General features: G+C 44.8%; 31 protein-coding genes and 1 pseudogene. 25 read left to right on the forward strand and 7 right to left on the reverse strand.

Features of this window, described 5'->3' with window-relative positions:
* The 12 genes and pseudogenes from ACSIPU_RS23095 to ACSIPU_RS23150 all read left to right on the forward strand — a co-directional run.
* A pseudogene (locus ACSIPU_RS23095) lies at nt 1-285 on the forward strand (DUF4942 domain-containing protein); the annotation flags it as partial.
* A gap of 60 nt (nt 286-345) precedes the next feature.
* Nucleotides 346-1,089 (forward strand): hypothetical protein, encoded by a 744-nt coding sequence (locus ACSIPU_RS23100; protein WP_435322275.1) that lies wholly within the window; start codon nt 346-348, stop codon nt 1,087-1,089.
* Complete coding sequence (locus ACSIPU_RS23105) at nt 1,086-1,430, forward strand: hypothetical protein (RefSeq protein WP_435322276.1); 345 nt, start codon at nt 1,086-1,088, stop codon at nt 1,428-1,430. The genes ACSIPU_RS23100 and ACSIPU_RS23105 overlap by 4 nt, the downstream gene beginning before the upstream one ends.
* Before the next feature lie 20 nt (nt 1,431-1,450).
* Complete coding sequence (locus tag ACSIPU_RS23110) at nt 1,451-2,134, forward strand: hypothetical protein (RefSeq protein ID WP_435322277.1); 684 nt, start codon at nt 1,451-1,453, stop codon at nt 2,132-2,134.
* 59 nt (nt 2,135-2,193) lie between these two features.
* Nucleotides 2,194-2,508, forward strand: a complete 315-nt coding sequence (locus ACSIPU_RS23115; RefSeq protein WP_435322278.1) for a hypothetical protein — start codon at nt 2,194-2,196, stop codon at nt 2,506-2,508.
* Between the two features lie 21 nt (nt 2,509-2,529).
* Nucleotides 2,530-3,198 carry a PIN domain-containing protein gene (locus tag ACSIPU_RS23120; protein WP_435322279.1) on the forward strand — a complete coding sequence of 223 codons (669 nt, stop codon included), beginning with the start codon at nt 2,530-2,532 and terminating at the stop codon, nt 3,196-3,198.
* 9 nt (nt 3,199-3,207) lie between these two features.
* A complete protein-coding gene (locus ACSIPU_RS23125) occupies nt 3,208-4,032 on the forward strand; it encodes a hypothetical protein (RefSeq protein WP_435322280.1) in 825 nt (274 codons plus the stop codon).
* A 10-nt stretch (nt 4,033-4,042) separates the two neighbouring features.
* Nucleotides 4,043-4,474, forward strand: a complete 432-nt coding sequence (locus ACSIPU_RS23130) for a hypothetical protein (protein ID WP_435322281.1) — start codon at nt 4,043-4,045, stop codon at nt 4,472-4,474.
* 763 nt (nt 4,475-5,237) lie between these two features.
* The gene (locus tag ACSIPU_RS23135; protein ID WP_435322282.1) at nt 5,238-5,657 is read left to right on the forward strand and encodes an H-NS family histone-like protein; all 420 of its coding nucleotides are present in this window, start codon (nt 5,238-5,240) and stop codon (nt 5,655-5,657) included.
* 219 nt (nt 5,658-5,876) lie between these two features.
* Nucleotides 5,877-6,647, forward strand: a complete 771-nt coding sequence (locus ACSIPU_RS23140) for a hypothetical protein (RefSeq protein WP_435322283.1) — start codon at nt 5,877-5,879, stop codon at nt 6,645-6,647.
* Nucleotides 6,648-6,696: 49 nt separating this feature from the next.
* Entirely contained in the window at nt 6,697-6,996 is a 300-nt protein-coding gene (locus ACSIPU_RS23145; RefSeq protein ID WP_348851360.1) for a hypothetical protein, read from the forward strand.
* A gap of 232 nt (nt 6,997-7,228) precedes the next feature.
* Nucleotides 7,229-7,876, forward strand: coding sequence for a hypothetical protein (locus ACSIPU_RS23150; RefSeq protein ID WP_435322284.1), 648 nt, complete (start codon nt 7,229-7,231; stop codon nt 7,874-7,876).
* Nucleotides 7,877-7,899: 23 nt separating this feature from the next.
* Here the strand turns inward: ACSIPU_RS23150 and ACSIPU_RS23155 are convergent, their stop codons facing one another.
* The 3 genes from ACSIPU_RS23155 to ACSIPU_RS23165 are packed head-to-tail and all read right to left on the reverse strand — an operon-like array spanning nt 7,900 to nt 9,217.
* Entirely contained in the window at nt 7,900-8,304 is a 405-nt protein-coding gene (locus tag ACSIPU_RS23155) for a hypothetical protein (RefSeq protein ID WP_348851358.1), read from the reverse strand.
* 24 nt (nt 8,305-8,328) lie between these two features.
* Nucleotides 8,329-8,862 carry a hypothetical protein gene (locus ACSIPU_RS23160; RefSeq protein WP_348851357.1) on the reverse strand — a complete coding sequence of 178 codons (534 nt, stop codon included), beginning with the start codon at nt 8,860-8,862 and terminating at the stop codon, nt 8,329-8,331.
* Nucleotides 8,852-9,217: a DUF7673 family protein gene (locus ACSIPU_RS23165; protein ID WP_348851356.1), complete on the reverse strand. Its 366-nt coding sequence runs from the start codon at nt 9,215-9,217 to the stop codon at nt 8,852-8,854. Before ACSIPU_RS23165 ends, ACSIPU_RS23160 begins: the two co-directional genes overlap by 11 nt.
* 135 nt (nt 9,218-9,352) lie before the next feature.
* Here ACSIPU_RS23165 and ACSIPU_RS23170 point away from each other — a divergent pair, with 135 nt between their 5' ends.
* The 5 genes from ACSIPU_RS23170 to ACSIPU_RS23190 are packed head-to-tail and all read left to right on the forward strand — an operon-like array spanning nt 9,353 to nt 14,843.
* Nucleotides 9,353-9,865 (forward strand): hypothetical protein, encoded by a 513-nt coding sequence (locus ACSIPU_RS23170; RefSeq protein ID WP_348851355.1) that lies wholly within the window; start codon nt 9,353-9,355, stop codon nt 9,863-9,865.
* 40 nt (nt 9,866-9,905) lie between these two features.
* Entirely contained in the window at nt 9,906-13,316 is a 3,411-nt protein-coding gene (locus tag ACSIPU_RS23175) for a hypothetical protein (RefSeq protein ID WP_435322285.1), read from the forward strand.
* Nucleotides 13,317-13,360: 44 nt separating this feature from the next.
* A complete protein-coding gene (locus tag ACSIPU_RS23180; protein WP_348851353.1) occupies nt 13,361-13,822 on the forward strand; it encodes a hypothetical protein in 462 nt (153 codons plus the stop codon).
* On the forward strand, nt 13,822-14,274 hold the full coding sequence (locus ACSIPU_RS23185) for a hypothetical protein (protein WP_348851352.1): 453 nt from the start codon (nt 13,822-13,824) through the stop codon (nt 14,272-14,274). Before ACSIPU_RS23180 ends, ACSIPU_RS23185 begins: the two co-directional genes overlap by 1 nt.
* A gap of 2 nt (nt 14,275-14,276) precedes the next feature.
* The gene (locus ACSIPU_RS23190) at nt 14,277-14,843 is read left to right on the forward strand and encodes a hypothetical protein (RefSeq protein ID WP_435322286.1); all 567 of its coding nucleotides are present in this window, start codon (nt 14,277-14,279) and stop codon (nt 14,841-14,843) included.
* A 417-nt stretch (nt 14,844-15,260) separates the two neighbouring features.
* Here the strand turns inward: ACSIPU_RS23190 and ACSIPU_RS23195 are convergent, their stop codons facing one another.
* Nucleotides 15,261-15,581, reverse strand: coding sequence for a DUF3846 domain-containing protein (locus ACSIPU_RS23195; protein ID WP_348851350.1), 321 nt, complete (start codon nt 15,579-15,581; stop codon nt 15,261-15,263).
* A 210-nt stretch (nt 15,582-15,791) separates the two neighbouring features.
* On the opposite strand from ACSIPU_RS23195, the gene ACSIPU_RS23200 reads away from it, so the two are divergent.
* From ACSIPU_RS23200 to ACSIPU_RS23220, 5 genes are all read left to right on the forward strand, one after another.
* Nucleotides 15,792-16,220 (forward strand): hypothetical protein, encoded by a 429-nt coding sequence (locus ACSIPU_RS23200; protein ID WP_435322287.1) that lies wholly within the window; start codon nt 15,792-15,794, stop codon nt 16,218-16,220.
* Nucleotides 16,217-16,681, forward strand: a complete 465-nt coding sequence (locus ACSIPU_RS23205; RefSeq protein ID WP_435322288.1) for a hypothetical protein — start codon at nt 16,217-16,219, stop codon at nt 16,679-16,681. The genes ACSIPU_RS23200 and ACSIPU_RS23205 overlap by 4 nt, the downstream gene beginning before the upstream one ends.
* Complete coding sequence (locus ACSIPU_RS23210; RefSeq protein WP_348851347.1) at nt 16,662-16,922, forward strand: hypothetical protein; 261 nt, start codon at nt 16,662-16,664, stop codon at nt 16,920-16,922. The genes ACSIPU_RS23205 and ACSIPU_RS23210 overlap by 20 nt, the downstream gene beginning before the upstream one ends.
* A 24-nt stretch (nt 16,923-16,946) precedes the next feature.
* Nucleotides 16,947-17,156, forward strand: a complete 210-nt coding sequence (locus tag ACSIPU_RS23215) for a hypothetical protein (protein ID WP_348851346.1) — start codon at nt 16,947-16,949, stop codon at nt 17,154-17,156.
* A gap of 154 nt (nt 17,157-17,310) precedes the next feature.
* Entirely contained in the window at nt 17,311-17,496 is a 186-nt protein-coding gene (locus tag ACSIPU_RS23220) for a hypothetical protein (protein WP_348851345.1), read from the forward strand.
* A 50-nt stretch (nt 17,497-17,546) separates the two neighbouring features.
* On the opposite strand, the gene ACSIPU_RS23225 is transcribed toward ACSIPU_RS23220, so the two are convergent.
* The 3 genes from ACSIPU_RS23225 to ACSIPU_RS23235 all read right to left on the reverse strand — a co-directional run bounded on the left by ACSIPU_RS23225 (nt 17,547) and on the right by ACSIPU_RS23235 (nt 20,571).
* A complete protein-coding gene (locus tag ACSIPU_RS23225; protein WP_435322289.1) occupies nt 17,547-18,590 on the reverse strand; it encodes a hypothetical protein in 1,044 nt (347 codons plus the stop codon).
* A gap of 62 nt (nt 18,591-18,652) precedes the next feature.
* Nucleotides 18,653-19,768: a toxic anion resistance protein gene (locus ACSIPU_RS23230; protein WP_435322290.1), complete on the reverse strand. Its 1,116-nt coding sequence runs from the start codon at nt 19,766-19,768 to the stop codon at nt 18,653-18,655.
* Nucleotides 19,768-20,571: a hypothetical protein gene (locus ACSIPU_RS23235; RefSeq protein ID WP_348851342.1), complete on the reverse strand. Its 804-nt coding sequence runs from the start codon at nt 20,569-20,571 to the stop codon at nt 19,768-19,770. The genes ACSIPU_RS23230 and ACSIPU_RS23235 overlap by 1 nt, the downstream gene beginning before the upstream one ends.
* Nucleotides 20,572-20,754: 183 nt before the next feature.
* Here ACSIPU_RS23235 and ACSIPU_RS23240 point away from each other — a divergent pair, with 183 nt between their 5' ends.
* Genes ACSIPU_RS23240 through ACSIPU_RS23250 form a run of 3 tightly spaced genes read left to right on the forward strand, consistent with a single transcriptional unit; the run spans nt 20,755 to nt 22,545 of the window.
* Nucleotides 20,755-21,189 (forward strand): hypothetical protein, encoded by a 435-nt coding sequence (locus ACSIPU_RS23240; RefSeq protein ID WP_348851341.1) that lies wholly within the window; start codon nt 20,755-20,757, stop codon nt 21,187-21,189.
* Nucleotides 21,186-21,911, forward strand: a complete 726-nt coding sequence (gene lepB / locus ACSIPU_RS23245) for a signal peptidase I (protein ID WP_435322291.1) — start codon at nt 21,186-21,188, stop codon at nt 21,909-21,911. The genes ACSIPU_RS23240 and lepB overlap by 4 nt, the downstream gene beginning before the upstream one ends.
* On the forward strand, nt 21,901-22,545 hold the full coding sequence (locus ACSIPU_RS23250) for a hypothetical protein (RefSeq protein ID WP_435322292.1): 645 nt from the start codon (nt 21,901-21,903) through the stop codon (nt 22,543-22,545). Before lepB ends, ACSIPU_RS23250 begins: the two co-directional genes overlap by 11 nt.
* Nucleotides 22,546-22,931: the final 386 nt, after the last annotated feature.

Below are 22,931 nucleotides of genomic sequence, written 5' to 3' on the forward strand. Positions count from 1 at the left end.
GATTTTCTTGGCGTTAAACCAACAGATATAGGGCTATTTGACCGCGTTCTCATGAATCCACCTTATTCCGAAGGGCGCTGGTCACATCACTTGCTTCATGCTTTGAGTTTCATTAAACCGGGCGGGAAGCTGGTGGCTGTGCTACCAGCCTCCGTGACCTCCAGCCCGAAGGTTGATTCCATCAGAGAATGCTATGGGGTTTCATTCTCTGACGTATTCAATCGGGCCTTTGAGGGAGCAGTGGTAAGCGTCACCATCATTACGATTGATCGGTATGAGCAGTAGCGTAGATGGAATGGTTTTCCGGGCACAGTTTTAAAAGCAACATATCAATTATCCGGGGGGATGATGAATACAGAGATTTATGCACCAAACCAAAACGACCTGCATCCGCATGTTGTAGTAAGGGGTAAACGATACCTTTTCCTCACGTCTCACGATGATGAAATGGCGACAGGCTATGACGGCTACATTTTCCCGTACCTGTGTACCTACATTTTCGCTGACAATCAACGACAGCCTATAGCGATAATTATGTTCCATTCCCGTAAAGAACCAGAACTGATGGACGTTAACTGGAATGGGAAGAACAAGATGCCTATGATTCACCCTGAATTTACTCGTGAAAGCAGGCTTGGTATTCCTTCAGGAATCAACATGCCAGACTTGGCTCTTACTATGCTCAAGTCTTGCAGGCAAGTTCACCAGCTTTGGTCTTCGCAGTTTGCGGAGAAACAGCCTTTTTTTGACAGCATCCGCCGCTCGGTAACGGTTTTCAATAAAACATATTTCATCACCAAAGGGGGCGACATTCCGAAAGGGATGGACGGTGCTGTTTATCATGACCCGATTGAAGGGTTTATTTTCATAGACACCAACAGCCAGCCAGTGTTTGCGCTCACGGAATGTGCTAATGAACGCTATTTCTGTTCTGCTGCTGACGTTGATGGCCGTGTGGTTTCCATGTTTGCTCTTGAGGACGCTGACGTAGGGAAACTTGGAGGGGAGTTACTGTTGGACATTCACCGTTCGCAGGTGGCCCGTCGTCTGTTTTCTGTTCTTGCAGGGGAACTGGGTGTGGTGGCATGACGAGGAAGCTGATCAGATTAGGCAGTAAAAAACTGTTCTTTACCACAGCAAACGAAACGACAGTCCCTGATAAATCATCTGGTTTGATATATCCTGTCCCGCAAGGCTTCGCTATTACCGATAGAAGAGGTGAGGCAAAGCTTCTCATTGTCGCCGATGAGGGAGGAGAACTTTGCTGGTTTGTCTCCGGGCGCAAGCATTCTGGGAAGTACAGGATGTCGCATACTACTCGTGATGATGAGAAAGAGTTTGGCCTCGATACAATGAAATATGCCGAGGTTATTGCTCTGGCAACGTGTATTTACCGAAAATGCCAGCAATACCTCGCTGAAATGACATAGCATTTTTATGGGTTGATGCAATGGATGATGAAGAAAAAAAGGTTCAAGAACAAAGGCCATTTTTGTTCCAGATTAAGAGTGATATTCAGGGAAAGGAAATCACTTCTCTGTTTTTAATCTATGCACGCAGGCCAGAACTAAAGGCTCTGCTTGATGAGTATGTGAAAACTCTTTATGGAAAAAAAACAGGATGGGATAGTGTACTCGGCTGCTATGTTTTTGACGACGGACTTGTTCACTGCCGCATAGGAAGAGTCAGTATTTTAACTGATAACGTAGCAACTGCTTTGACAAGTAGCGGACTGATTATCGATGTTACTGGCTTCAATCAACCTGTAACGTATGACCAGAAGAAAATGGTTCACATAGAACCAAAATCACACCTTAAAACGCGAGGTAACAAAATGTCAGGACGTTTGTTCATTAAAAACTTTGCTACTTGCCCCCGCTGTAGCTCTTCCGTGATCACGGGAAAGCCTAGCTCCGTTGATCCAGCGTGGAATTCCGCTCATCTTTACGATGCAATGAAATCAGAAGAGCGCAGTTTTCGCAACATTCATAGCGTATCTATGGATGAAAAACTCAATATCTCATGGGCCGTTCCTGTTGTTGATGAAATTGTTCGTGGGGAAGGGCGTTGCGAGTTTTGTAATTCGTATTGCGAGAAAACCCGCACTATCGTTTCGATGGTCGTTGTTATCTGACTTCGGCTATTAATTTTGCATGAGATAATGAGCGAAACAGCATTTACGGAGTCGCCTTTATGGGAAAGTTTCGTTCATGGCTCGAACTGCTGGTTTACCGTTTAACGGTAAGCAGTGAAGAGCTGAGTATGGCCCGCAATGACAGAAAGTTAATGAAAAATATTCGGCGCAGCTTCAATGAGGTTGAAAACCGTATGCGCATCCACGAGAAGAAAGGCGGGAGCTGTTCAGAGGTTGGCGGTAGTGGTGTATCGCTGATGCTTATGGGCTTTAAAGTTTACGTTTTTCGCCCTCTGGGTAAAAAGGATACAAAGCCAACGGATCATTCTGGGGAGAGTACCGTTGTCTCGTTTGAGAAATATCGCACGAAGTAGTTGTTATCTATAGGGGGGTATATGAGAAACGACAGCCCGGAGCCGGGAAAGACGTATGTCATGGTTGACTATGAAAATGTCCAGCCATCGGTAAGCCGGTTCGCAACGCGACCTGAAACGCATTTCATCATCTTTGTCGGGCATCAGCAGGATCGGGTTAACTTTGACCTTGCATCTATTTTGCAACCTCTTGGGGAACGGGCTGAGTACGTGAAAATTCACGGAACCGGCTCCAACGCGTTAGATTTTCATATCGCGTTATTCGTCGGGAAAATCACTCAGCGTGACCCGAGCGCTGCCTTTGTCATTGTGTCTAACGACAGAGGTTATGATCCAGTTATCAGCTATCTCAACGCAAGTGGAACGAAGATAGAGCGTCTGTGCGTCTCTGCTGCCCCTGAAAGAAAAAAGGCGAAGGTTTCCCATCTTCCTTATCGAAAGCACACCAGCAAGCGTGAGAGTCACATTAAACGCATCATTCGTGCGCTCAATGCTATGTCTGCTCACGCCCCCAAAGATCGCAAGGCTCTGGAAGGTTTAATTAAATCAACCTGCGAATGTGAAGGAGGTATCAGCAACAAAGAACTGAAACGCATGATTTATTTACTGACCAGTCGCGGCTTGGTTAACACACACGGTAATCGGTTTACTTACCATATCGGAAACACAAAACTTAAGAAGACGGCATAAGAGGGTTCTATGCATAACTATCCACGCAAACTGGCAATATCTGAATGGAACACCATGTTGTTTCACTCCCTTAAACTAATGTTTTCCGTCTCAGGATTGCTGATGTTCGCAGTTATTATTGGATTTGGTGGTGGCGCTATTAGCCTGATTATGGGACAGGTAACAATGCAGGGGTTAGGGTACTTCATTATCCAGCCAGCAGTATTTGCCATCTACTTTGTATGCCTGCTCGCCCGCTACCGTTCTGGTAACGCCTCTTTACCCATAGGCAAAGAGTTCCGCAATGTTATCCTCAATGTACTAATGGGGGTTGCCGTGACCATTTTGTTACTTTTGCTCCTCTGGTCAATTCGCATCTATATCCCGACCGCTAGTGCTGCTGACGTTCAGCCTGCAATCACAAATGCGCCTGTCGGACTATCCCCCCAGCCTTTTAAGGCTACACCGGTCAGCTTCGGTTCTGTTTTCCCTGTAATGTTCAACATATTTAGCATCGCAACATTCTCCGTGCTCGCTTTCGTACCATTTGTTGCAGTCATTATCGCGGCGTTGGTTAACGTTAACGCACCTCTTCACCGTAATCTTGGGCTGCTGTTCCGTGGCCTGCACCGTAATATTGGTACTATGGTGGTGTTCTCTATCTTTACTGTTTGCCTGATGGCTCTGTGGTCGTACATGGCCGTTAAAAGTGAATACCTCATCTTCCTGTCTGCTCTGCCGCTGGCTTACCTGTCAGTATTTTCCTACGTGATCGCAGAACAGATTTACATGCCTGAAAAGTGCCTTTTTAAACGCGGCAGTGTCAAAGGTGTCAATCCACATACCAGATTTTGAGAACTAATTTATGCAAATGAAAAATACGATATTAGTCGGTGCCTTGATGCTGATCTCCGCATTCTCTACAGCAGCCGGTGAACCCTTGGCTAAAGAAGGGGCGCATGAAGTCATTAAGGCTTACACATCTGCCATCGTAGCAACGTATGCTTGCCGGACAACGTTAGATGGTGGTAACGGACAATATCATCAAGCCCTCAGCAGAGCGGAAGAGGCGTTTACCCGAGCTACGGATGATCGCGATAAGGCCAAAATGATGATCGCCGTGCTGGAAAAGCGTATCGAAAATGAAGATCCCGGTGCCCAACTTACCCGACAGTTCGACGAAGTGAGTGCAGGCCCGGAGCTACGCAAGAAATCCTGTGAACAATTGGTGAGCGGCAGTGAGCAAAGAGCCACTGAGGCAAGTGAGAGGTTTAAGCTTAACGGCCAAGCACAATAAGGCGCTCCTCTCCCAAAGGCCACTTCCGTAGTGGCCTTTTTGTTTCCATCGCCACGTTTGGGATATCTCGCTCATGATGTAAAATTACGTTTTCTTCTGCGAAACTCAATAGCCTGCGCGAACAACCGGGAGTACAGACGAATTGAAGATAAATAAATTATTCGCAATGAAAGCCCCATGTAAGAATTGCCCGTTTCTGAAAAAGAACGGCATCTCTCTGGCTGAAGGTCGATTGCAGGGGATTAAGAACAACCTTTTGGCCGATGACACCGTACCTTTCTTTTGCCATAAAACAACATATTCGACGGGGGGAGGTTATGATGACGATTCAGACCAGTATCAGCTATCAGGGAAAGAGTCATACTGTATGGGGGCAATGGCATACCTTTATGCCAAAAGGCGCTTAAACGTCCCGACAAGGATGGGAATAATGATGGGTCTGTGTGATTTGAAAGATATTGTGAGCACAATCCCACTTATAGTGGTTGACTAAAATTAATGGATATAATCGAAGGAGTGCTGAACAGTGTAAATTTTTCACGATTTGCTCCTGTGTTCTACTCAAAACTGTTTGTTTACCGATACTTCACCTCCCCGTAAAACGAGCCTATAATCAGAGCGATTTGCTTACCTGCATTTCGAATGCTATTTATAATCGGGGATGAGTTACAATAACTTTTAAAAGAGAACTTGCCGGATGCACGGCTGGTAAACTAATGTGCGCAGGTAGCACCATTAACTAACATTTGATCATGAGGTATAAATGAGCGATTCACTACAAACTTTAAATAATATCCGTACCCTTCGCGCTCAAGCGCGAGAGCTATCGCCTGAAACTATTGAAGAAATTATCGAAAAATTGCTGGTTATTGCAGGCGAGCGTCGGGACGAAGAAAAAGCGAAAGAAGAGGCCAACCGAGAACATAGGGAGAAGGTGCAAAAACTCCGTGAGTTGCTTGTCGAGCAAGGTGTTGACCCTTATGAACTGATTGAAGAAGGCGTCGCCAAACCACGTAAGCAAAAGAAGGTACGTGAGACACGCCCACCTAAATACAAATACACTGACGAGTCCGGGGAGGAAAGAACGTGGTCAGGGCAGGGCAGAACGCCTGTAGGGATTAAGACGTTACTGGATGCAGGTAAAACTTTGGAAGATTTTCTCATCGAGCCAAAATCCGAATAATCAATGAACCGCCTAATTACAGGCGGTTTTTTTTAGCCTGCATCACAATGTAATGAATTTAACCACACTCATAACGTTCTAAACCTCTAAGCACGTTAAACCTTTGTCACCTAGCTTTGACACTGCGAAATATTTCCCCCTGTTTTTGTCCTGTAAAAAACTGTTAATGAGTTTTCATATCCATTAACTTTATTACTATGTTTTCATTTGGGGGAATGTATGGCTTGCAAGGGTAGTGCTGACGAGGTTGGTATTGATATCATCGTTGATACGGCCATTGAAATGCTAATGACAGGCTGTGATCTGTTTGTTAATAAAAATGATTTCACGCCGGGAAAAGTGAACGCCAAAGAAAGCAGTAACTTTGTCAGAAGCGATATTCTGATGAATCAACAAGTAGATTTGAGCTGGACGTCGAAGAAGGGGTTTAGGTTAGGTGTCGTTTTTTATGGCGCTGAACGGGCTGTAACACTATCGGAAATCTCCCAATCAGATGCAAACACCTTCATTGCGCAATTTGACCTTGCCGGAATTTATTCAACTATCGCTAACAACCAAAAAAACATTGAGCCTGACTCGATCCGAGCGGTTTTAAGCACCAAAAATGACTTCTCTGCTTGGCTTCTCTGGCCTCAGTTCCCTTCTAAATACTTCCAGCCAAAGCCACTTGTAATGGATGCTGGCGAGATGGCCGCAGCTTATGAGCAATGGTATCAACACAGCGAACCAGTATGGCATGAAGCGCTGGTGGAACAATCATCCCTTAACACGATACGAGCAGCGTACAAGGGGTGCAAGCGTAGCAAGAGTAACGATGAGATGTTTTACAGATTCTGTGTTGCTCATGAAGGAAAAAAGGAAATATATCACTTAATTCGCTACGATGAACGTTTGTACTTACTTGACTATACCTATGATTCAGTTCCTCTAGATCATCCTTTGCACAAAGCGATTCTGGATGCGTGCAAGCTTAGAATGCCGAGGTGTTAACGAGGCATTTAGGGTATGTTACAATCCAAAAAAAATGCCAGGAATTTCAATGTTAGAAAATCAGGTTGTGACAGTTTTTGATTTGTTAAACGGGAACAAATATCTAATCATCACTGGTGTTGTCCTTTTTTATCTGGTTCTGATATGGCAGTCAGCCAGACATTATGCGACCTATGTGGTCACGAAAAAAATACAGGAAGCGCATAGTGCTGGTAAGTATGAAGATGAGCACCCGGAAATTACCGATCTCCTCAAAAAGAAGAGCATCATTTCGCTGTCGCTCAACGTCTTCACTTTAGTCGGGATCTCTGTCTGCATAGTCATGATGTTTGTGTACGTGCCAGCCTGATCTTGACGTAACCGAACTGAAAATGGCAATGGACATTTGGATTGAGCCACGAATTCCCGAAAAACGCGCACCAATAAACTATATATCTATCAACGACTTAGTGCGCATAATGTGCATTATGTTAAATGCGATATGTACATGCATACAGCTATATTGTGAGGCTTCTCCCCTGCTAAAATTTATGCATGGTTTTCCCGGCAACTTTGGGCCATCGTCAAAAATGAGTTAATGAATGTCCATCATCCATCTTGTCACCACATGTTCAAAAAGTAAGAATGGCTCGATTGGGGATACGATTTTCCCTTACGGCTATGAGGACATAAACATTGCTTTCCAGCACTGGAAAAGTTGTTTGCTCGAACGTTACGTTCAGGGAAATGATACGATGGAAACTCAACATCTTTATCGTGGGCAGCACTGGGATACGGCCAAAAGAATTGCTGAAAAGCATGACTATATCAGCTTGTGGGTTGTGTCTGCCGGACTAGGACTGCGCCATAGTTCTGATCCAGCCATTCCCTATGAAGCGAGTTTTACTCAGATTCGTAAAAATAGTTCTGACCTCTGGAGTCTTCTGACGGCTAATCCTGTTCTTCCGGGCCGGATATCTTCACTTGAAGAGTTGATGCGCTTACACAAACTGGATACGTTTGTTGTTGCCGCGTCACCGGTATATTTAAACGCTATCGAGCATGACCTTGCGAAAGGTTTATGTCATCTTTACGAGCCTAACAAACAGCTTTCTATCACTACCACCGCTTCATACGACGGTCAGTTAAAACCATTTGTTAAATATGGGAATATCGGAATGATGGAAAGGCTAAGGTCTAATATGACGACTCTGAACATAAAACATGCAGAGTCGTTGATTGTTGGATAGTTACAGAACATAGGTTAGTTCGTTTACTTCTTTGTCGAAAAATAATAACCAATGATTGTACCGATCACCGAACTAGTTAATGTCGATAATGTGTAAAATAGCTTTTCATTAAACAACATATTAACAGAAGATATACATGTCATTCCTAATAAAACGAATGGTAATACTGACGCTAAGGCAACAGTTATTCTGTTATTCATCCTCGCAGTCATTACATCTGTTTTCCCTATTCCGCGACAGCAACTACAAACCAATCCAGAAAAGGATTCAAAATGCTCTTTCCTTCTAATTCCGTAGTATTTTGGAATGTCTTTCTCATATTCTGCTCTTTTTGCACAAATTACGCATGTCTTTCCATTGACACCATTTTTACACGTCCCTTCACCTGCGCAATGCTGGCAAGCATAAAGCACAACCTCTACGGTCATAGTGCTATCCCCCAATAACATTCATTATCTAAACCACTCTGGGTGATTCTTTTTATCCGTATCATGAACCCGAGAGGTGCAATCCATAAACTCAGCAACGGTCAACATGACGGCATCAGGCATGACTATAAATGGACGCAGGCGCACTGCGTTCGCGTTGGCTGTTCCATCGTGGTAAATGTTCATGACCATATGCAAGCGAGTGTCAGGTGATGCCTGAGAGCGCCATTGAGAGAACACCCGAGTGCTTTTTATGTAATGAATCATAATAGGAACAATGGCCTGATTTTCTACCTCGTTCAATTTTTTCTTCTTCGCGAGCTTCTTAATGATCTGTGCAATAAAATTCACGCATTCATCTTTTGGCAAATCTTCCTTTACCTTTAGCTGATAAAAGTCTTTTTGTGCCACAGTGAATAACTGCTGATGCTTATACCGAAAATCGCGTAGATAGATTACGTGGGAATCGAACGGAGTTGAGTGGTTGAACTCCCCCATTTTCCACCCGAAAGCAGAAAGATTGTGTTTGCTGATTTCTTTATCAATTTCATCTGTCATTTTCAGTCTCGTTATTTTTCCATTGTTGTGCCAACGATTCCCATATTGCAGAACCATTTTCAATGCGCTCATGCACATCAACTTCGGGCTGATAATCCATTTTTAAAACAGAAATACAATCATCAAAAAGGCCAAAGTCAAGGCTTCGTAATTCAACCAGATTAAATTTGAAACGATAGCTGTTATACAAAGACAGCAGGAATGAGGCGATCACCTGAGATTGACCGCTATCCCCCTGCGCTACCTCCACCAGCCTTTTCAGTGCCGCTGTACCGTCACTAACTACCTGAGCACGCTGCGCTGCGCGTTCATCAAGCGCCAGCATTGTTTCTCTAAAAGATTCTGAATCCATCATGTCCCCCTTTCAAAGAGTGTCGTTTGATCCATTATACATGCCGCACCGGCGGGCCGAAGCGTTAAGCTTCAACTCTTCATGATATGATTTTGCTGTAGTTGCATTTTATTTTTCATTTAAAGACAGGATATCGATATGGGTAGAACGACGAAGGCCACCAGCCCTAAAAGACCAGTTCCGTTTAATCCGGCTGCTGAATACCCACCTTTCGACAAAAACGCCACCGAGAACATCGATGGAAAAAACATTGCCTTACTCGCATCCCCACTTGCTACGGCATACCTGCATGACGTCCCTGAGAAGCTGATTAACCTAACCACTCTCACGCCAGACGATCACCGCCTCCGGGATGCCATTACTCATAACATCGCCTTACAGTTAGTTGAAGCACTCAGGCCGAGCTGGCCGCTGCGGGGTATGGAGTGGCTTGTTATTCCTGATCTGATTCGCAAGACGCGCAAGGAACGCCTTATCACTGAAAAATATCTTGCTGAGTCACTATCTGCGTCACCAGAGAGAAAAGCTGCCTTGTTTCGGGTTATCCGCGCCCTTTCAACTCAACGGTTCTCCCACATGAGTAAGAATGCACAAAATACTGTTTCCAAAGTCTTGCAGCAGATGACTTCGGCCCCCCGCTCAGATGAGTGATAATGGCGTCAGTCAAAATTATGGTGCATGAGGATTAGTGATGAATGACATCGTTCGTAAAGAAGATAGCGTGGAACGTATCGCTCGCTTCCAGTCTCTCCAGTCCGGGGAGTTCTGGAAGTCAAAGCAGGATATTGACGAAGAGGCCATACGTGCCGGTGACGTGCTTCTGTTGATGTCTATTCGTTGGGTAGATAACTATCCGCACACGGTCATCCTTCGCTCTCACCCTCGCCACTACGGCGAGCACGTCAACATCGAATATGTCAGCCAGAACGGTGAGAAACAGCGCACTCATAAAAGAATGGAAGAACATCGTTTTCTGGTAAACGATTTTTTGGAGCGGTTCGAATTTGAGCCAGATCACCAGCAGATTCGCGAGCGTGAAGTTGCGGCTGTACATGCCGAAGTCGCCCAGATACAGCAGGAAATGAGCGAAGGCATGTCTAATCCCACGCTGATGAAATCCATAGTTGCAGAACAACTTAGACTGGATGAAGAGCAGGAGCGTAATAGTCGCGGAAATGAAGCCCAGCAGGCACTCCCACCAGCACTGTATGATGAAGCCGTGCCAATGGTTACAGGGACAGTGCAAAATGCGCTGGCTAAGGGTGTGACGCCGCAAACCGTTAACGCAATGAAACTGGCCGCGAAGCGTGAGCATCGCATTGCCGAAATTCAGTCAAAATGGCTGGAGTCTAAAAGAAACCAGATAGGCAGCACGCTCAAGAAGCTGATGCCCTATTTCAACGAAATGCCCGCTGCGGCGCTGGCGAAGACGGAAGACGTTCGAGAGTACGTCGATAAGTTGCAATCAGGCATTCAGTCGATTTTCCTTTATACCGGTGAAGGCGTAGAGATTGTGCCGGTAAAAAAAGGTGAATCAGCAGCGCCAGACATCCCTCTTACGTTTGTCCAGCGAAAGCTTATCGTTGAAGAAGAACTTGCTGTATGGGCTGATCTCGATGAATGGTTTGATTTCCGCTCCACTGACCTGTTCTTTAAAGCATTGAACGAACATCCTGAGCTGGTGGATCAGATATTCCCTGCGGAGCGTTGCGTTCTGGTTATGGCAATGACAAACCACGACCTCAACTACGCTGATCCGTGGACGAATGAAAACATGAACCGTCAGAACCGCAAAGTTTTTCTCATGGTTCGTGATGGAGAAAACATCTATCAGGTGTTTTCTTCTGTCGAAAGTCACCTTGGAACACACCGGTTATTCCCGTCACAGGATGAAACCGAATCTCACTTCCGTGGGTTGGATGGCTCCCAGATTAAGTTTGATGACATTGCCTATACTGACCGTCTGAAAGGCTTCGAACTCCGCGCACTCCACTACAAACGCTTCCTGCTGCTGATTTGCGGCCTTGACCATCGCGAAAAACTATTTGGCGACTTCTATGACGAGCCTGCGTCAATGAACTTCGTATCAATGCAGTTTCAGGAGAATTACTGTCGTTTCCTGCACGATGAAGACGGTGCAGGGCTTCTGGCTGCAAGCGATGCACGTCCGGGCCTAAGCCAGTACATTCAGGAAGCGAACGCGTATATGCGCTCCGGGTCACGTATGCTGTGCAACTGGTATTCGCTCATGACGCCTTTAACTGCGCCGGGGGCATGTAAAGAGGAAAATCAGAGAAGTTACCGTTCGTTCTACCATACCGCCCGGCCCGCAGAGGATATCAGCCTCTCAATTGCCTATCGCAAGGCGCAGTCGATTTGCGTTGATGTTCCGGTTAAACGTGAATATTCCGATTCGTGGTTTAACTGCAAAGTCGATTTGACCGCGAGTCTCGGAAACTATGATGATACTGATAAGCAACTTCCTTATCTTTGCCTTGATGCTATCGAGCCAGATGATCTCGAATGGTATGTGCTTAACAGAAAATATCGCAGCGACCATCTGTTTTATATCCGCTTCTTCAAAATGGCCATCAAGTTCATACGTGCCGAACGGGAGGAAGAAAAAGAAGTTCGTGAGGGCATGGCGGATGCACTGGATAAAGGTAATATTGGTGCGCCAGATGAACGCCCTTCTCTGGTAAAACAAGCCGTTATAGCGTGGCGTGCGGCGCAACGCGGTGCTCCACTCCGTGATGCGCTGGTTAGTAAAAAATCTTGGCAATCTCTTTTGAACCAGATGTATATGCTGGCAGGCAGCGCCAGTAACGAGATCGTTGATGTAGAAAAATTTGTAATGACGTTGGGATATAAGCCGCTCCGCCTTGTTGTCAATGCATCAGGAAAGCTGGCTGTTTATGCGGAATCACTGGAGCACGAACGTGATCAACGCGTTGAAAAGCATGTCTGGGTTCATCGTATCAATATCGTCCGTGGAAAGCGCAAAGTCCGTGAGACAAGCCGGACATGGACTATTCTTCCAGAATCACTGGCCGCTGAAACCACTATCCACCAGTGGGATGAGGCACAGGCATGGGCAGGTAAAAAGTCTGTCTTCTCTTCTTACAATGCGAAGCAAAGAATTTTTGAACGAATTGAAAAGTGCGGCGACATTCTGAAAATGTTCTCCGGGACAATGAGCAGAGAAGTCTTTGCCCCGATCTTCAAGGAATGGTGTGATGCCTATGATGCTCTTACGATGAAGAGTTCAACGGTCGTAACCCCTCATCTATTGATACCGTTTGGATATCGTGTCAGGGGTGACGAACAGGATTTCCTATGTGTTTGCGTAACCAACCCTGAGCAACTCTTGTACAAACTGGCTCCAGATGAGCAATCCCGCGATGCAGTAAGGAAGGCTTACATCAATTGGTATAGTGAAAGTTACAAAGAAAACTACTCACGAAAACTCGTAGATGGGGCAATAAAACCGACAACTTTCTCCCTCTATATGGCGGGTGATGCCAATATCAGCAATGGCCGCTTATTTAATGTCGCTGGGTATCCTCATCGAGTTCTGGGAACTGATGCCCTTCCAGATCGTTTCGCGGATGCCATGACTTTCTATAAAAGCGAGCTGGGCCGAAATTGTTCGCAGAACGGGAAAAAAGTTTCTCTTTACATCTCACCTCAGCTTGTAAATGAGACCGGGGACGTGTGTGTTGACGAACTGCTGAATAACCCGATGCCGGAAACTTATCAGCCGGTAGATCTCGTGAGCATCTACCTGAACGACTACAACCGTTTCCGCTCGGTTACTGATGATAAGCCGCCGCAGTGTCACTACGCGGAAACTGGCGCAGGTGTGAAGTTTTACGACTGGTATGACATTTGCGAGCGGGACGTATCGACTGAGGCGTTATTGTCCGGCGTGGTAAGCGGAGACATTAAAATTAAGCGTTTACCTTTTAATAACCGTGACGCCGCGCAGCGTTACATCAATCGCCAGTCGTTCCACAACTCGTACAAACTAATTGACGAGATGGAAGGCGTGCCGGAAGCGGCAATGCCACCAGCAGGAGTGATCAGACTAGTCAGAGCGTAGTTCTGTTTACAAAACATCTTTTCGTGGGGGCGATGAGAAAGGTAATGGCAGATGCGAAGTATCAACTGACAAGCCGGATCATCCGGCTTTCACAGGCCGATGAGTGGGAATCAGCACGCAAAGAATGGCGGCTTGATCGCATTTATAAAACAGACAAGCCGATGAGTTGTCTGTGCGGGCACACGCCAATAAGCAATGTGTGTGTGCTCAAGAATACTATTAATCGCAGAACAGCCTCGGTGGGAAACTGTTGTGTGAAAAAATTCATGGGTTTGCCTTCTGACACGATATTTAACGCTGTAAACCGCGTATCTAAAGATGACAATAAGTCAGCCAATATTCAGACCATTAAACTTGCTCTGGAATGCAGGCTGATCACTCAATGGGAATATGACTTTTATGTGGATACCATGAATAAAAGAAAATTGACCACTAAACAGACCACAACCCGAAAGCGAGTCAACCAGAAACTGGCTAGTCTGACAAAAAACCCGGATGAACAATAATGACCACGTTAGCGATACCGGCGCACCTTGCTTGCCTGCATGACGAATTGATGAGTGTCGATGCTGCTCCCGTTGAGTGTGATGGTCACACCCTGATGGTAAGTATCGCCTTGTCTAAGGCGGGCATTCCTCACGAACGTGTAGTCGGCAACGTTTCCGGTCAGGACGGTTGTTTCACTCTAGCACCCCACCTCTGGATTAATATCGATGGTTTCATTCTGGATTATCGGCTAAGGATGTGGGTTCGCATTCTCTCCGGGGCAGATCAGGTTGCCGGTGCGCCACATGGCATATTCGCGGCCAACGCCGGTGATTATGACTATGAATATACCGCGACAGGAAATAGTCCCGCCTCTGACGTAAATATGGGGATTCTCAACCTGATGACTGATGGATTTGCAGGTAGATTGAAGATACCAGAAACAACATCGGTATATTATACGGAGAAATAATTATGAGAATAATTGAATTAATCGCGGACGTTATCAAAGAGAAGAAAAGTAAATCTGTACCATGTGATGTTTTAAATAGCCCCCCTAAATTAAGTAAGCGAATTGACGAACATCGCGAGCTAATGTTCGAGGTAGAAAGACACACCGACTTGCTGGTATGCAAGCCGTGGATCAAAGGCTGGCTGCTGGAAATGGATAACTATCTTATCCAACTTTTTGAGGCTGTTTATGCCCGCCCCCCTCGCCAAAGTGATCACATTCGACCACTTCCATTTGATGCTGAAAGTAGCCTTCGGAATCCCATACCACCTCCTGAGTGGATACAAATTGAAGGTGTTACCGATGGTAGTCACGATCTGTCTGGCGCTGAGTGGCAAAACGTTTATTTCGCTGTCCCCCCGAACACAGCGACGGGAGTTGTTGATTTCATCATAACCCAGCTTCGTCCGCTCGATGGCATACATGTGAGTGAGTATGATCCCGCTACCGGAAAAGGACGGTTTGTTAACATGGGCTTTGATTTTACCCCCGGCACCTATGGCTTACGTCTGAGGCTTGATGCTCAGTGAAGGGAGAAGTTAAACGCCCGAATTCTGGGAAGATAGAGACAGGTATTTTCACCCTGTGTGAAGCACTTAATGAGATAGATGGGGTATCAACCTTCTGGTCGTACGAAGGGCATCCCGACCGTTCAGCACCACCATTCGTTATGTCTTTCTGCTCACACTACACTGTGACACACTTAGATCTGGCCCATATGGCCGATGTTATCCTGTAAGAATTTTCATGGCAAAACATTCCAAATGAAAACACCTGTTCACAAAGTAAACCATGATAAAACCCAAAACGTTTCATGGTGTTGAGGTGCTTACTCTCGTTTTATCCCCAGAATTTGTGGATAAAACGTACAACAAATAACAGAAATGATAACGCTGGGTATTACGATAGAGCGGGCAATGACATTCTTTAGCTGCCCGCCGAAGTTGCTAGGACATTTCGTGACGTTCAATCAGCAAGACGTCCCCTACAACAAAATCATCACTTGCAATACGTGTACCCGAGAGGAAATCGGTGACAAGATGATTTATAGGGTACTGTTTCATTTTTCCATCCTCATCGCACAGCAGGTAAACGTACTCTTTGCTATTCAGCAGGAGCGGCGGAGAGAGCGGGACAAGTTGCATGTACCCACCGATAAAGTCATGAATATCTTCAAGCGATAGCTCGCCATTATTGCCTCTGCTGGCTTGTAAATCATCGGCGTTAATCTCTTTCATCGTTCTGTCAGTTTTCACCAGTAAAGCCATAAATCCTCCCAAACATATTAGTTAAGTATCATTTTACCATCGGTTTGCTGGCCCCGAAGCGACAAAAAAGAGTTTTTAAGGAGAGTTCAACAGACCCCGCCCGCCCAACAAGTTACAGTGTCACGTAACGATAGTTCACAACCGCCCCACTCCTGTGCTACAACTACCCGTAACTTTCCCTTTTGAGCAGCTCAAGCACTGGAGAAGACATTGTTTCACAAGATAACAACCGGGCTGATGGTCTTTTTTTACAAAAACCCCTTACTCAGCAAACTCATCACTGTCTTTTTTACCGCTTTGTTTTTCATAAAAACTGTGGACTTTGCAAAATCAGACTTCAACGATTTAGTTTCTGGTCTTGCTGCATTATTCTACTTCATAATGATGACGATAGCTTTCTATGCCGTGATAAATAGAAATTCAATAATAAGCTTTAATCTAATGGAATATTTTGTGGAAAACCAAGACAAAATAGCTACTGACGAAGAGATTATATTTTTTTTGAGAGAAGCCGAGAACAGTGGATTTAGACCTCAATTTGAGAGTTACTTAAACAGCCTAGATAGAAAGCCTTTAATAAAAGAGTGCATGGTTAAATGCTTGGAGTTGAGTAAAATTAATGTGGGGATGGACGCATGAAGATGAATAAGTTGCTAATGGTATGTACTGGGTTAATATCTGTTTGTTCGCCCAATGCAATCTATAAGTTAGGGAGGCTGCATTTTCTTCCTGTATGGAACGGTGGCCCTGAAGATAAAACATTTATAACACTTGGCCTGCTCTTTTGTCTCACTATCTTCCTCATAGCGTTAGAACACTTCCTGACGTTAGTTGTTGGCGGTATAATGTGTAGAATTCGTTCACGAACCTCTGTCAATTTTTCCTCGTTAACCACCATAATCAAAGCATCTCTTTTTCCGTTTAAATGCATAGCTTATTTATCCTCAATGGTAATAGCCTCTAGTCTGTTTAGCATGGAGGGCGGAGTTGTCGCTACGCTATTTATTGGTTATTTGTATTTCTTTAAACTCCCCGTTTTAAATAAAGTTGTTAATAAAAAAATTGTTGGCGGATTTGCAGATGAAACAAAATATAATTAAGAGTATTTTAAAAGAATACCTCAGCAATGCAATTGAGAATAAGTTTGTGTTTTCTTTCGTTCTGCTCGCATTCTTATTTTTCCTTTGGGTATCTTCTTTGTTTGGTGAGCCATCTATAGCGATGGTCATTCTCGTCACACTTATTGTTTTCATCTTCGGTGCAAAACTAATGAAAGTGCATCTTGCAGGTGAACGGTTAAATTTACTGACCCGTCACTGTCTCGACATCTTGTTTCCATGAGCAGCAGCAGACCGAGGAATCTTTATGTTCAGAAAATCAGCTAAACAGAAACGGCTGGAGTACCTCAGTAAGTTTATGACCAACGGTTACGCGTATGCTCTGATCGACAGCGATGGTGAGATAAAGGCAGCATATCGCTATAAGTATGAAACGAACATGAATCGAAAGCTTAAAGGACAAAGGATAGTTATGTTCAAGGATCTGTTCAACAGCGCTCTTGAAGACGAGTCTTAATAACTTTCTTTTTTTACCCCTGATTATGTCCCGTTTTATGTTTTATCCACGATTAGTTTATCGTATATACTCGGCTTTACGAGTCCTTAAAGCTGATATGAACCCCGTAAACATCAGCCTAGGACAGAAACCACACAGCCGTTTAGGTGGACACATGCACCCGCTTGATACTACAGATTTTGTATTAATTGGCATTGCGCTTGCTGCGTTTGGAGCGCATTTCATTTACTCACGTTACAAGAAAGTACGAGAGGAAGATGAACGTCGTCGTCTCGAACGTGAACAACCGGAGCAGCCACAAGTCTGGTCAGGCACTAAGCAGGATTCAGACGAAGAATAATCCCCGCATCACACAGAGAATAAAGCCCCGGCATACGGGGCTTTTCTTTGCTAGCTGATGTTACGTAGCTTTTCCTCTTCGACAAACACTTTTTCTGCCCTGTGGAAGTTCCTGAAAGAGAAGCCCCACAACCAGAGAAATACACATCCCAATGAAAAAGATATCGCCGAGATGTTGATCAGGAAAGCCCGAACCTTCACCTGCGACGTGACTTTAGCGGTGACTGCATCTGAGAACATATTGGATGTATCAAAACCTTTTAATCCCTTCGCTGCATCGAAGATGGCAAATCCGGTTCTGTTATCAACAACAGGCTCATTATCATCCAGTTCGACTGACGAAAGAACATAGGCAGATAATGCTGAGGCAATAGATGTACTGTTATTCAATGAAGTGTCACCATTTGATATGGCATTTGCCAGTGTTTCTGCAAGTCCCACACTGACTTTCTGTGCATCGTTTTTTGAGAACACATCCAGCAGGTTTCTTGCGTCGTCCTGATTAGCTGCTTTACTCTCGATGACGCTATTGAGTATGAAACCGCCCCGTGCAGAGTATTTTTCAATACCTTCCAGAAAGCCTTTCAAATTCCCTGATTTTATATAGTTACCAAAATCGATTTTCTCCGCAACAGACGCTGGGACAGATGAACCAGTATTATCGCCATCTACATCAAAAATATCTGGTGCGAAATTTAGCATTCCAGCCATAACTAGCGATATACAAGGAACCATGATGTTTCTGGTGAAAATGAAGGAAGCGACACCAGCAAGAATCATCAAGGCAGAGGCAATTTTTACGCCAGTCCCCAGAAAGTCACTCATGCTTGTAAAAACAGGAGAACCAACCGTACCGAATGTATCTTCAATCGAAGGGGACGAATTTATAGTGAGTTCGAACGATATAGGAGAGGACTTGGCAATTGCTGTTAATGTTGGGAGATCAACAACAGTAAACATTGATGCCCAGTACACCAACCCAGATACTACTAAAAATGACACCCAAAAGATCAGGTAGAGCCTTGCTTTGCCCCTTATTTTTTTAACGGTATGCGATGGTTCAGGTATTTCATCTTTAAACCGATTTTTTATCATATCAGCTACTCACAATTTTGTACGGTCGTAATGGAATGCCGGGAACCCCGGCATGGTGAATATTATTTCTCCATCCCCTCAATCAACCGCTCCCGGCGCTCTTCCTGCCACTTGGCAGCGCGACGTTCCAGCATGAGGTGATTGTCTGAACTGCTTTTGTGTATTGCTTTCACTTCCGTGATAGTTTCGTTCATCAGCTTAGATACCCGATCCAGCGTCTCTACGTCGTACACAGCGCGATGTGATTGCTTGGCGATACGAATAGAGTTCTCTTTCACCAGCTCAGCCTGACGTATCGCCAGCGCGTTAGTAGTATCGTCAATCGCCTCTGTCAGTTTCACGCCACTGTTTTGCTTTTCAAGCGCATCAACGATCAGGTGTCCGCGCTTGGCCGCAGGGAGGGTCATTTCTTCAATAGAGCGGAATTTATCGACCATCGTCAGATTGTTTTGCTGGATCATTCGCAGCATTGTCAGGTCATCGTAGGATTTCTGCTGGCTGGTGATCATGTCTTTTCGGCGCTTCTTCAATGCCGTAAGCTGGTATTCGATACCGTTGATCTCTACAGCCAGTAACGTATTTGACTTGTCTTTTCTAAACTCTTCCTGACGTTTTTTAAGCTCAGCTTCAATCGTTTTGATAGCCAGCTCCGACGCAACGATGTTGATACCCTGCTGACGCACGTCTACTATCACGTCGTTATACATCGCCTCCAGCTTTACGTTTTCAGTGAGATACCCTGTAGAAATGGACTCAATGCCATTAGTGAGGATATCGATCTGCCCTTTAACGGAGTCAAAACGGCTCAATGCACGTCGTTGCATAATGGTGAGACGCGAAATAATGGGGCCAACCACCGGAACTTTGCTTACTGCTAACTGAAAAGGTGAAGGTTGAACTGATTCGCTTATCTGCCGGGTTAGCTCAACCACTTCGTTAAGTTTCTTACCACTTTGGCCCTGATCGATAATTTTCACATCTTCAAGCAATGTATCAAGATAGTTAGTATCACCCGCTTTAGGACGCCCAAAGTTATGAACTGACATAGCATCACCGAGCCGAATGGTTGAGGCCGCTTGCATGATTTCATCGCGGTTTGCCTCGGTGATGCCGAAAGCCTTTTGCTGATCAAATTGGATAGTGCTGATATCGAGAGACAAATTAGTTGAAGTTGTCATTAGTAATTTCCTTTACCCGTGTTCGCGTTAATTTTGTTGACCAATGCACGAAATCTTTCATCGGTTTCTGCATCTGTATTAATGTCATATGCGCCAGACTTGAGCATTCGAACCTGTTGTTGCCACATAGGTATCAGGCCATTAACGCAGTCTTTCATTCTTTCGAGGTTGTCCAGTGAAGCGTGAAGAGACATCTCCACTGAGGCGGTATGCATTTCCAACGTGCTTTTAGTGACTTTCAGATTAACCAGTTTTCGTTTAAGCCGGTTCAAACCATATTCAAGAGAACCCGAAAGTTTTTCTTCGCAGTTTTCAAAGTCTTTTAAGTAAGCAGTGCCTGCTTCTATGTACTGGTCAAGCAGTGCCACATCTTTTTGATATAGCTCTCTAAGCCCGCTGATCAACTGAATAGATTCCTTTACCTGCTCAAGCATTGCTGGCGCATGTTTTGCGAGTTTCTCTACCCTGCGACAGTAAAGGTTGAATTCAATGATCTTCGAGTCAATCCCCCCTGTCAGACCATTCCATAATCGCCCGAAGAAACCGGCGTTTTTATACCGGTAAAGGTTCCGGGGACTTGCCTTTCCGATAGCGTCCACCAGCTCAGCAGTAAGTGCCTTTACCTCGATATCATCAGAGCATCTCTTCATCAGATCATCGATACGGATGGCAACGCTCCCAACCATGACTACATCATCACTTTGTGTTTTCAACGATGGGCCAAAATTCACGCTACCTAGCGTATCGTTGACATATACCGGCAATTGCTTCTTTAACAAGCTCGCGTTCAGAACCTCATTCATTATTCGTCTCTGCCTGTTGCTTTTTTTTTGATCTTAACATGGTGTATTAAGGTGCCGAATAGATAACGATGAAAAAGGTCGAAGAAAAAATCTCACTTTTGACCGCAAAATGAGGTGGAAAAAAACGAAGATTTTTGCCCCTCTTATGTATGCTGTGAAATATCTATTTTGTGAGGGGGTTTTATGCTTCGTTTTTTGCCCATAATGTTTGCCTCTGGCCGGGTCGCTCACAACCGGATGATAGTTACACTCATGGATTTTCTGGTGCTATACGCATTGTATCTTTCGTATGTCGGGGTCATACATTGGTCGGTAGGTCTTTGCTTTTCAATTATCTTGGCCGCGTTTTACATTTGGAGCAGCTACACCCGCTACTTCCGCCTCATTGAAATGCATAACCTCATCAAAACGAACATCGAATACGATGCTGGGTTTATCTGTGTTGCTTTGATCATACAGCCCGAAGCTTGCGGTAAAGAGCCTTTAGAAATCACAGTACCAGTTAAAGTGCCAATGGGAGAATTCTATCAGCGCTATGTGCTTTACGTTTACATGAGCCTTTGTAACGCGCTAACCCGCTATGCCAGAAAATTAAAAACACAGGAAAATACTAAATGATCAGTATTGTCGTTGTATTGATTCTCCTTACTGTTCTGCTGGCAAAAAATGTTTTACAGAAAAAAAAACCAGCTCGATGGGTATTCGTTGCTATAGCAGTCTGTGTCGCTAATCTCTTCTGTATGCGTTTTGTTGGAGGCGTTTACAACGTTCCATCTGCATCAATGGAGCCGACTCTTGATGTCGGTGATTACATCGTTGGTGTCCGTATCGGTGGCCTGTTAGACAACGGAGATATTAAACGAGGTGATGTGGCTGTTTTTAAAGCCCCATCAGTCCCTCGTACCCTGTATATCAAACGTGTCATGGGGAGACCGGGAGATGTCGTTGAATACCATCAGAACAAAAGTTTCACTGTGAATAACATACCTGTTGGTAAGGTAATTTCTGAAAATGACAAATTGCTGGTTTTTCAAGATCAAAGCGAACGAACTGGTGAAGACTATGAGTTCGTTATCGACAAAAGCACCCCTTTCCTCAAATCAAAAGATAAGTGGGTTATCCCTGACGATTATTACTTTATGGTCGGTGATAACCGTGATCATTCTTGGGATGGCCGGTACTGGGAAAATCCGCCCGGCACACCAAAACACCTACGCGGCCTGATAAAAAAAGATCAGATTGAATCACGTTACGTTGCAAGGCTCTTCAATTTTAAGCTGTTTGACAGCTATGACCCTCTGGAAGCTGAGTTGAGGATTATTCGAAACAATGGTTATTGAAGTCTATTTCACAACACGGGACAAAGACGCCATGCATACCTTTTCGCTGGTAGTTAAAGCTCATCAGGAATGGCGGAAAAGTATGCTTAATATCTGTGCACAACATGGGTTTGAGTCTTTCTGTGGCCCTGACTTTTGCACTCCAGATTTTTTTCTGCAAGAGCGCTTTAGTCAAAAATTGCGAGGTCGGGGCTTTAACCCGGTTAACGACAAATCCGTATACGTTCAGTCAGACTTTGAGGTATTCACGCTCAGGCGCGATTACCCTGCTGGCGCAGAGATATATCGTCAAATAGATGATCTGTCACGAACAAAGTTAGCGTCTGTTAATCTGAGGCAGGAGGCTTATGGACGACCAAAACATGTCGGATACCAACATGCTGTATGTATGCTTCTCGGCATCGACCACACTATTAATCAAGGTGACATAACTGCGTTCTCACAGGTATGGCGAATAATCGACTCTAAGGGTTCCGCATTGCTTGTTTCATCCATCCCTGCGGCTTTAACCGAAAAAAACAAAATGTATTGCGTTCCGTCTGTTCCTTCCGTGTGGCAAGCAATCTCATCTCACGAGGTTATTACTTTATTCAATACACACAACGCCCAGTTAACAGGAAGGGACGAAGCATGACCTTGAAATGCACTCTACCAGTCATTCTTGTTTTTATAAGCGGATGCTCTACACCACAAGCTATACACGAATCGTCAGATTCGTCACCTCAACCAGATGCATCTGAGACGGTAATTGAACGCACCCCAGCATTACAGATATTGAAGGATGCCGGGTTAATGGTTAACGATGACTACAGCTCAGCCGACTACATTCCAAACAGTAATGAAACAATGATCATTGCTGATGTACGTAATGCTCCGTGTAAAATGATTTTTCGTTACATCACTACCAGTAATGGGGACTTCTGGATGCCAAATCAGATCGGATGTTCACCATAAAGGTTTTTTGGCGACATTTTGCGGTCAAAAAACTTGGCTTTTTTGGCGTAAAAAAGGTCATGATAT

The organism is Klebsiella sp. HN106 (genome assembly GCF_051209435.1).
Taxonomy (GTDB): domain Bacteria; phylum Pseudomonadota; class Gammaproteobacteria; order Enterobacterales; family Enterobacteriaceae; genus Klebsiella; species Klebsiella oxytoca.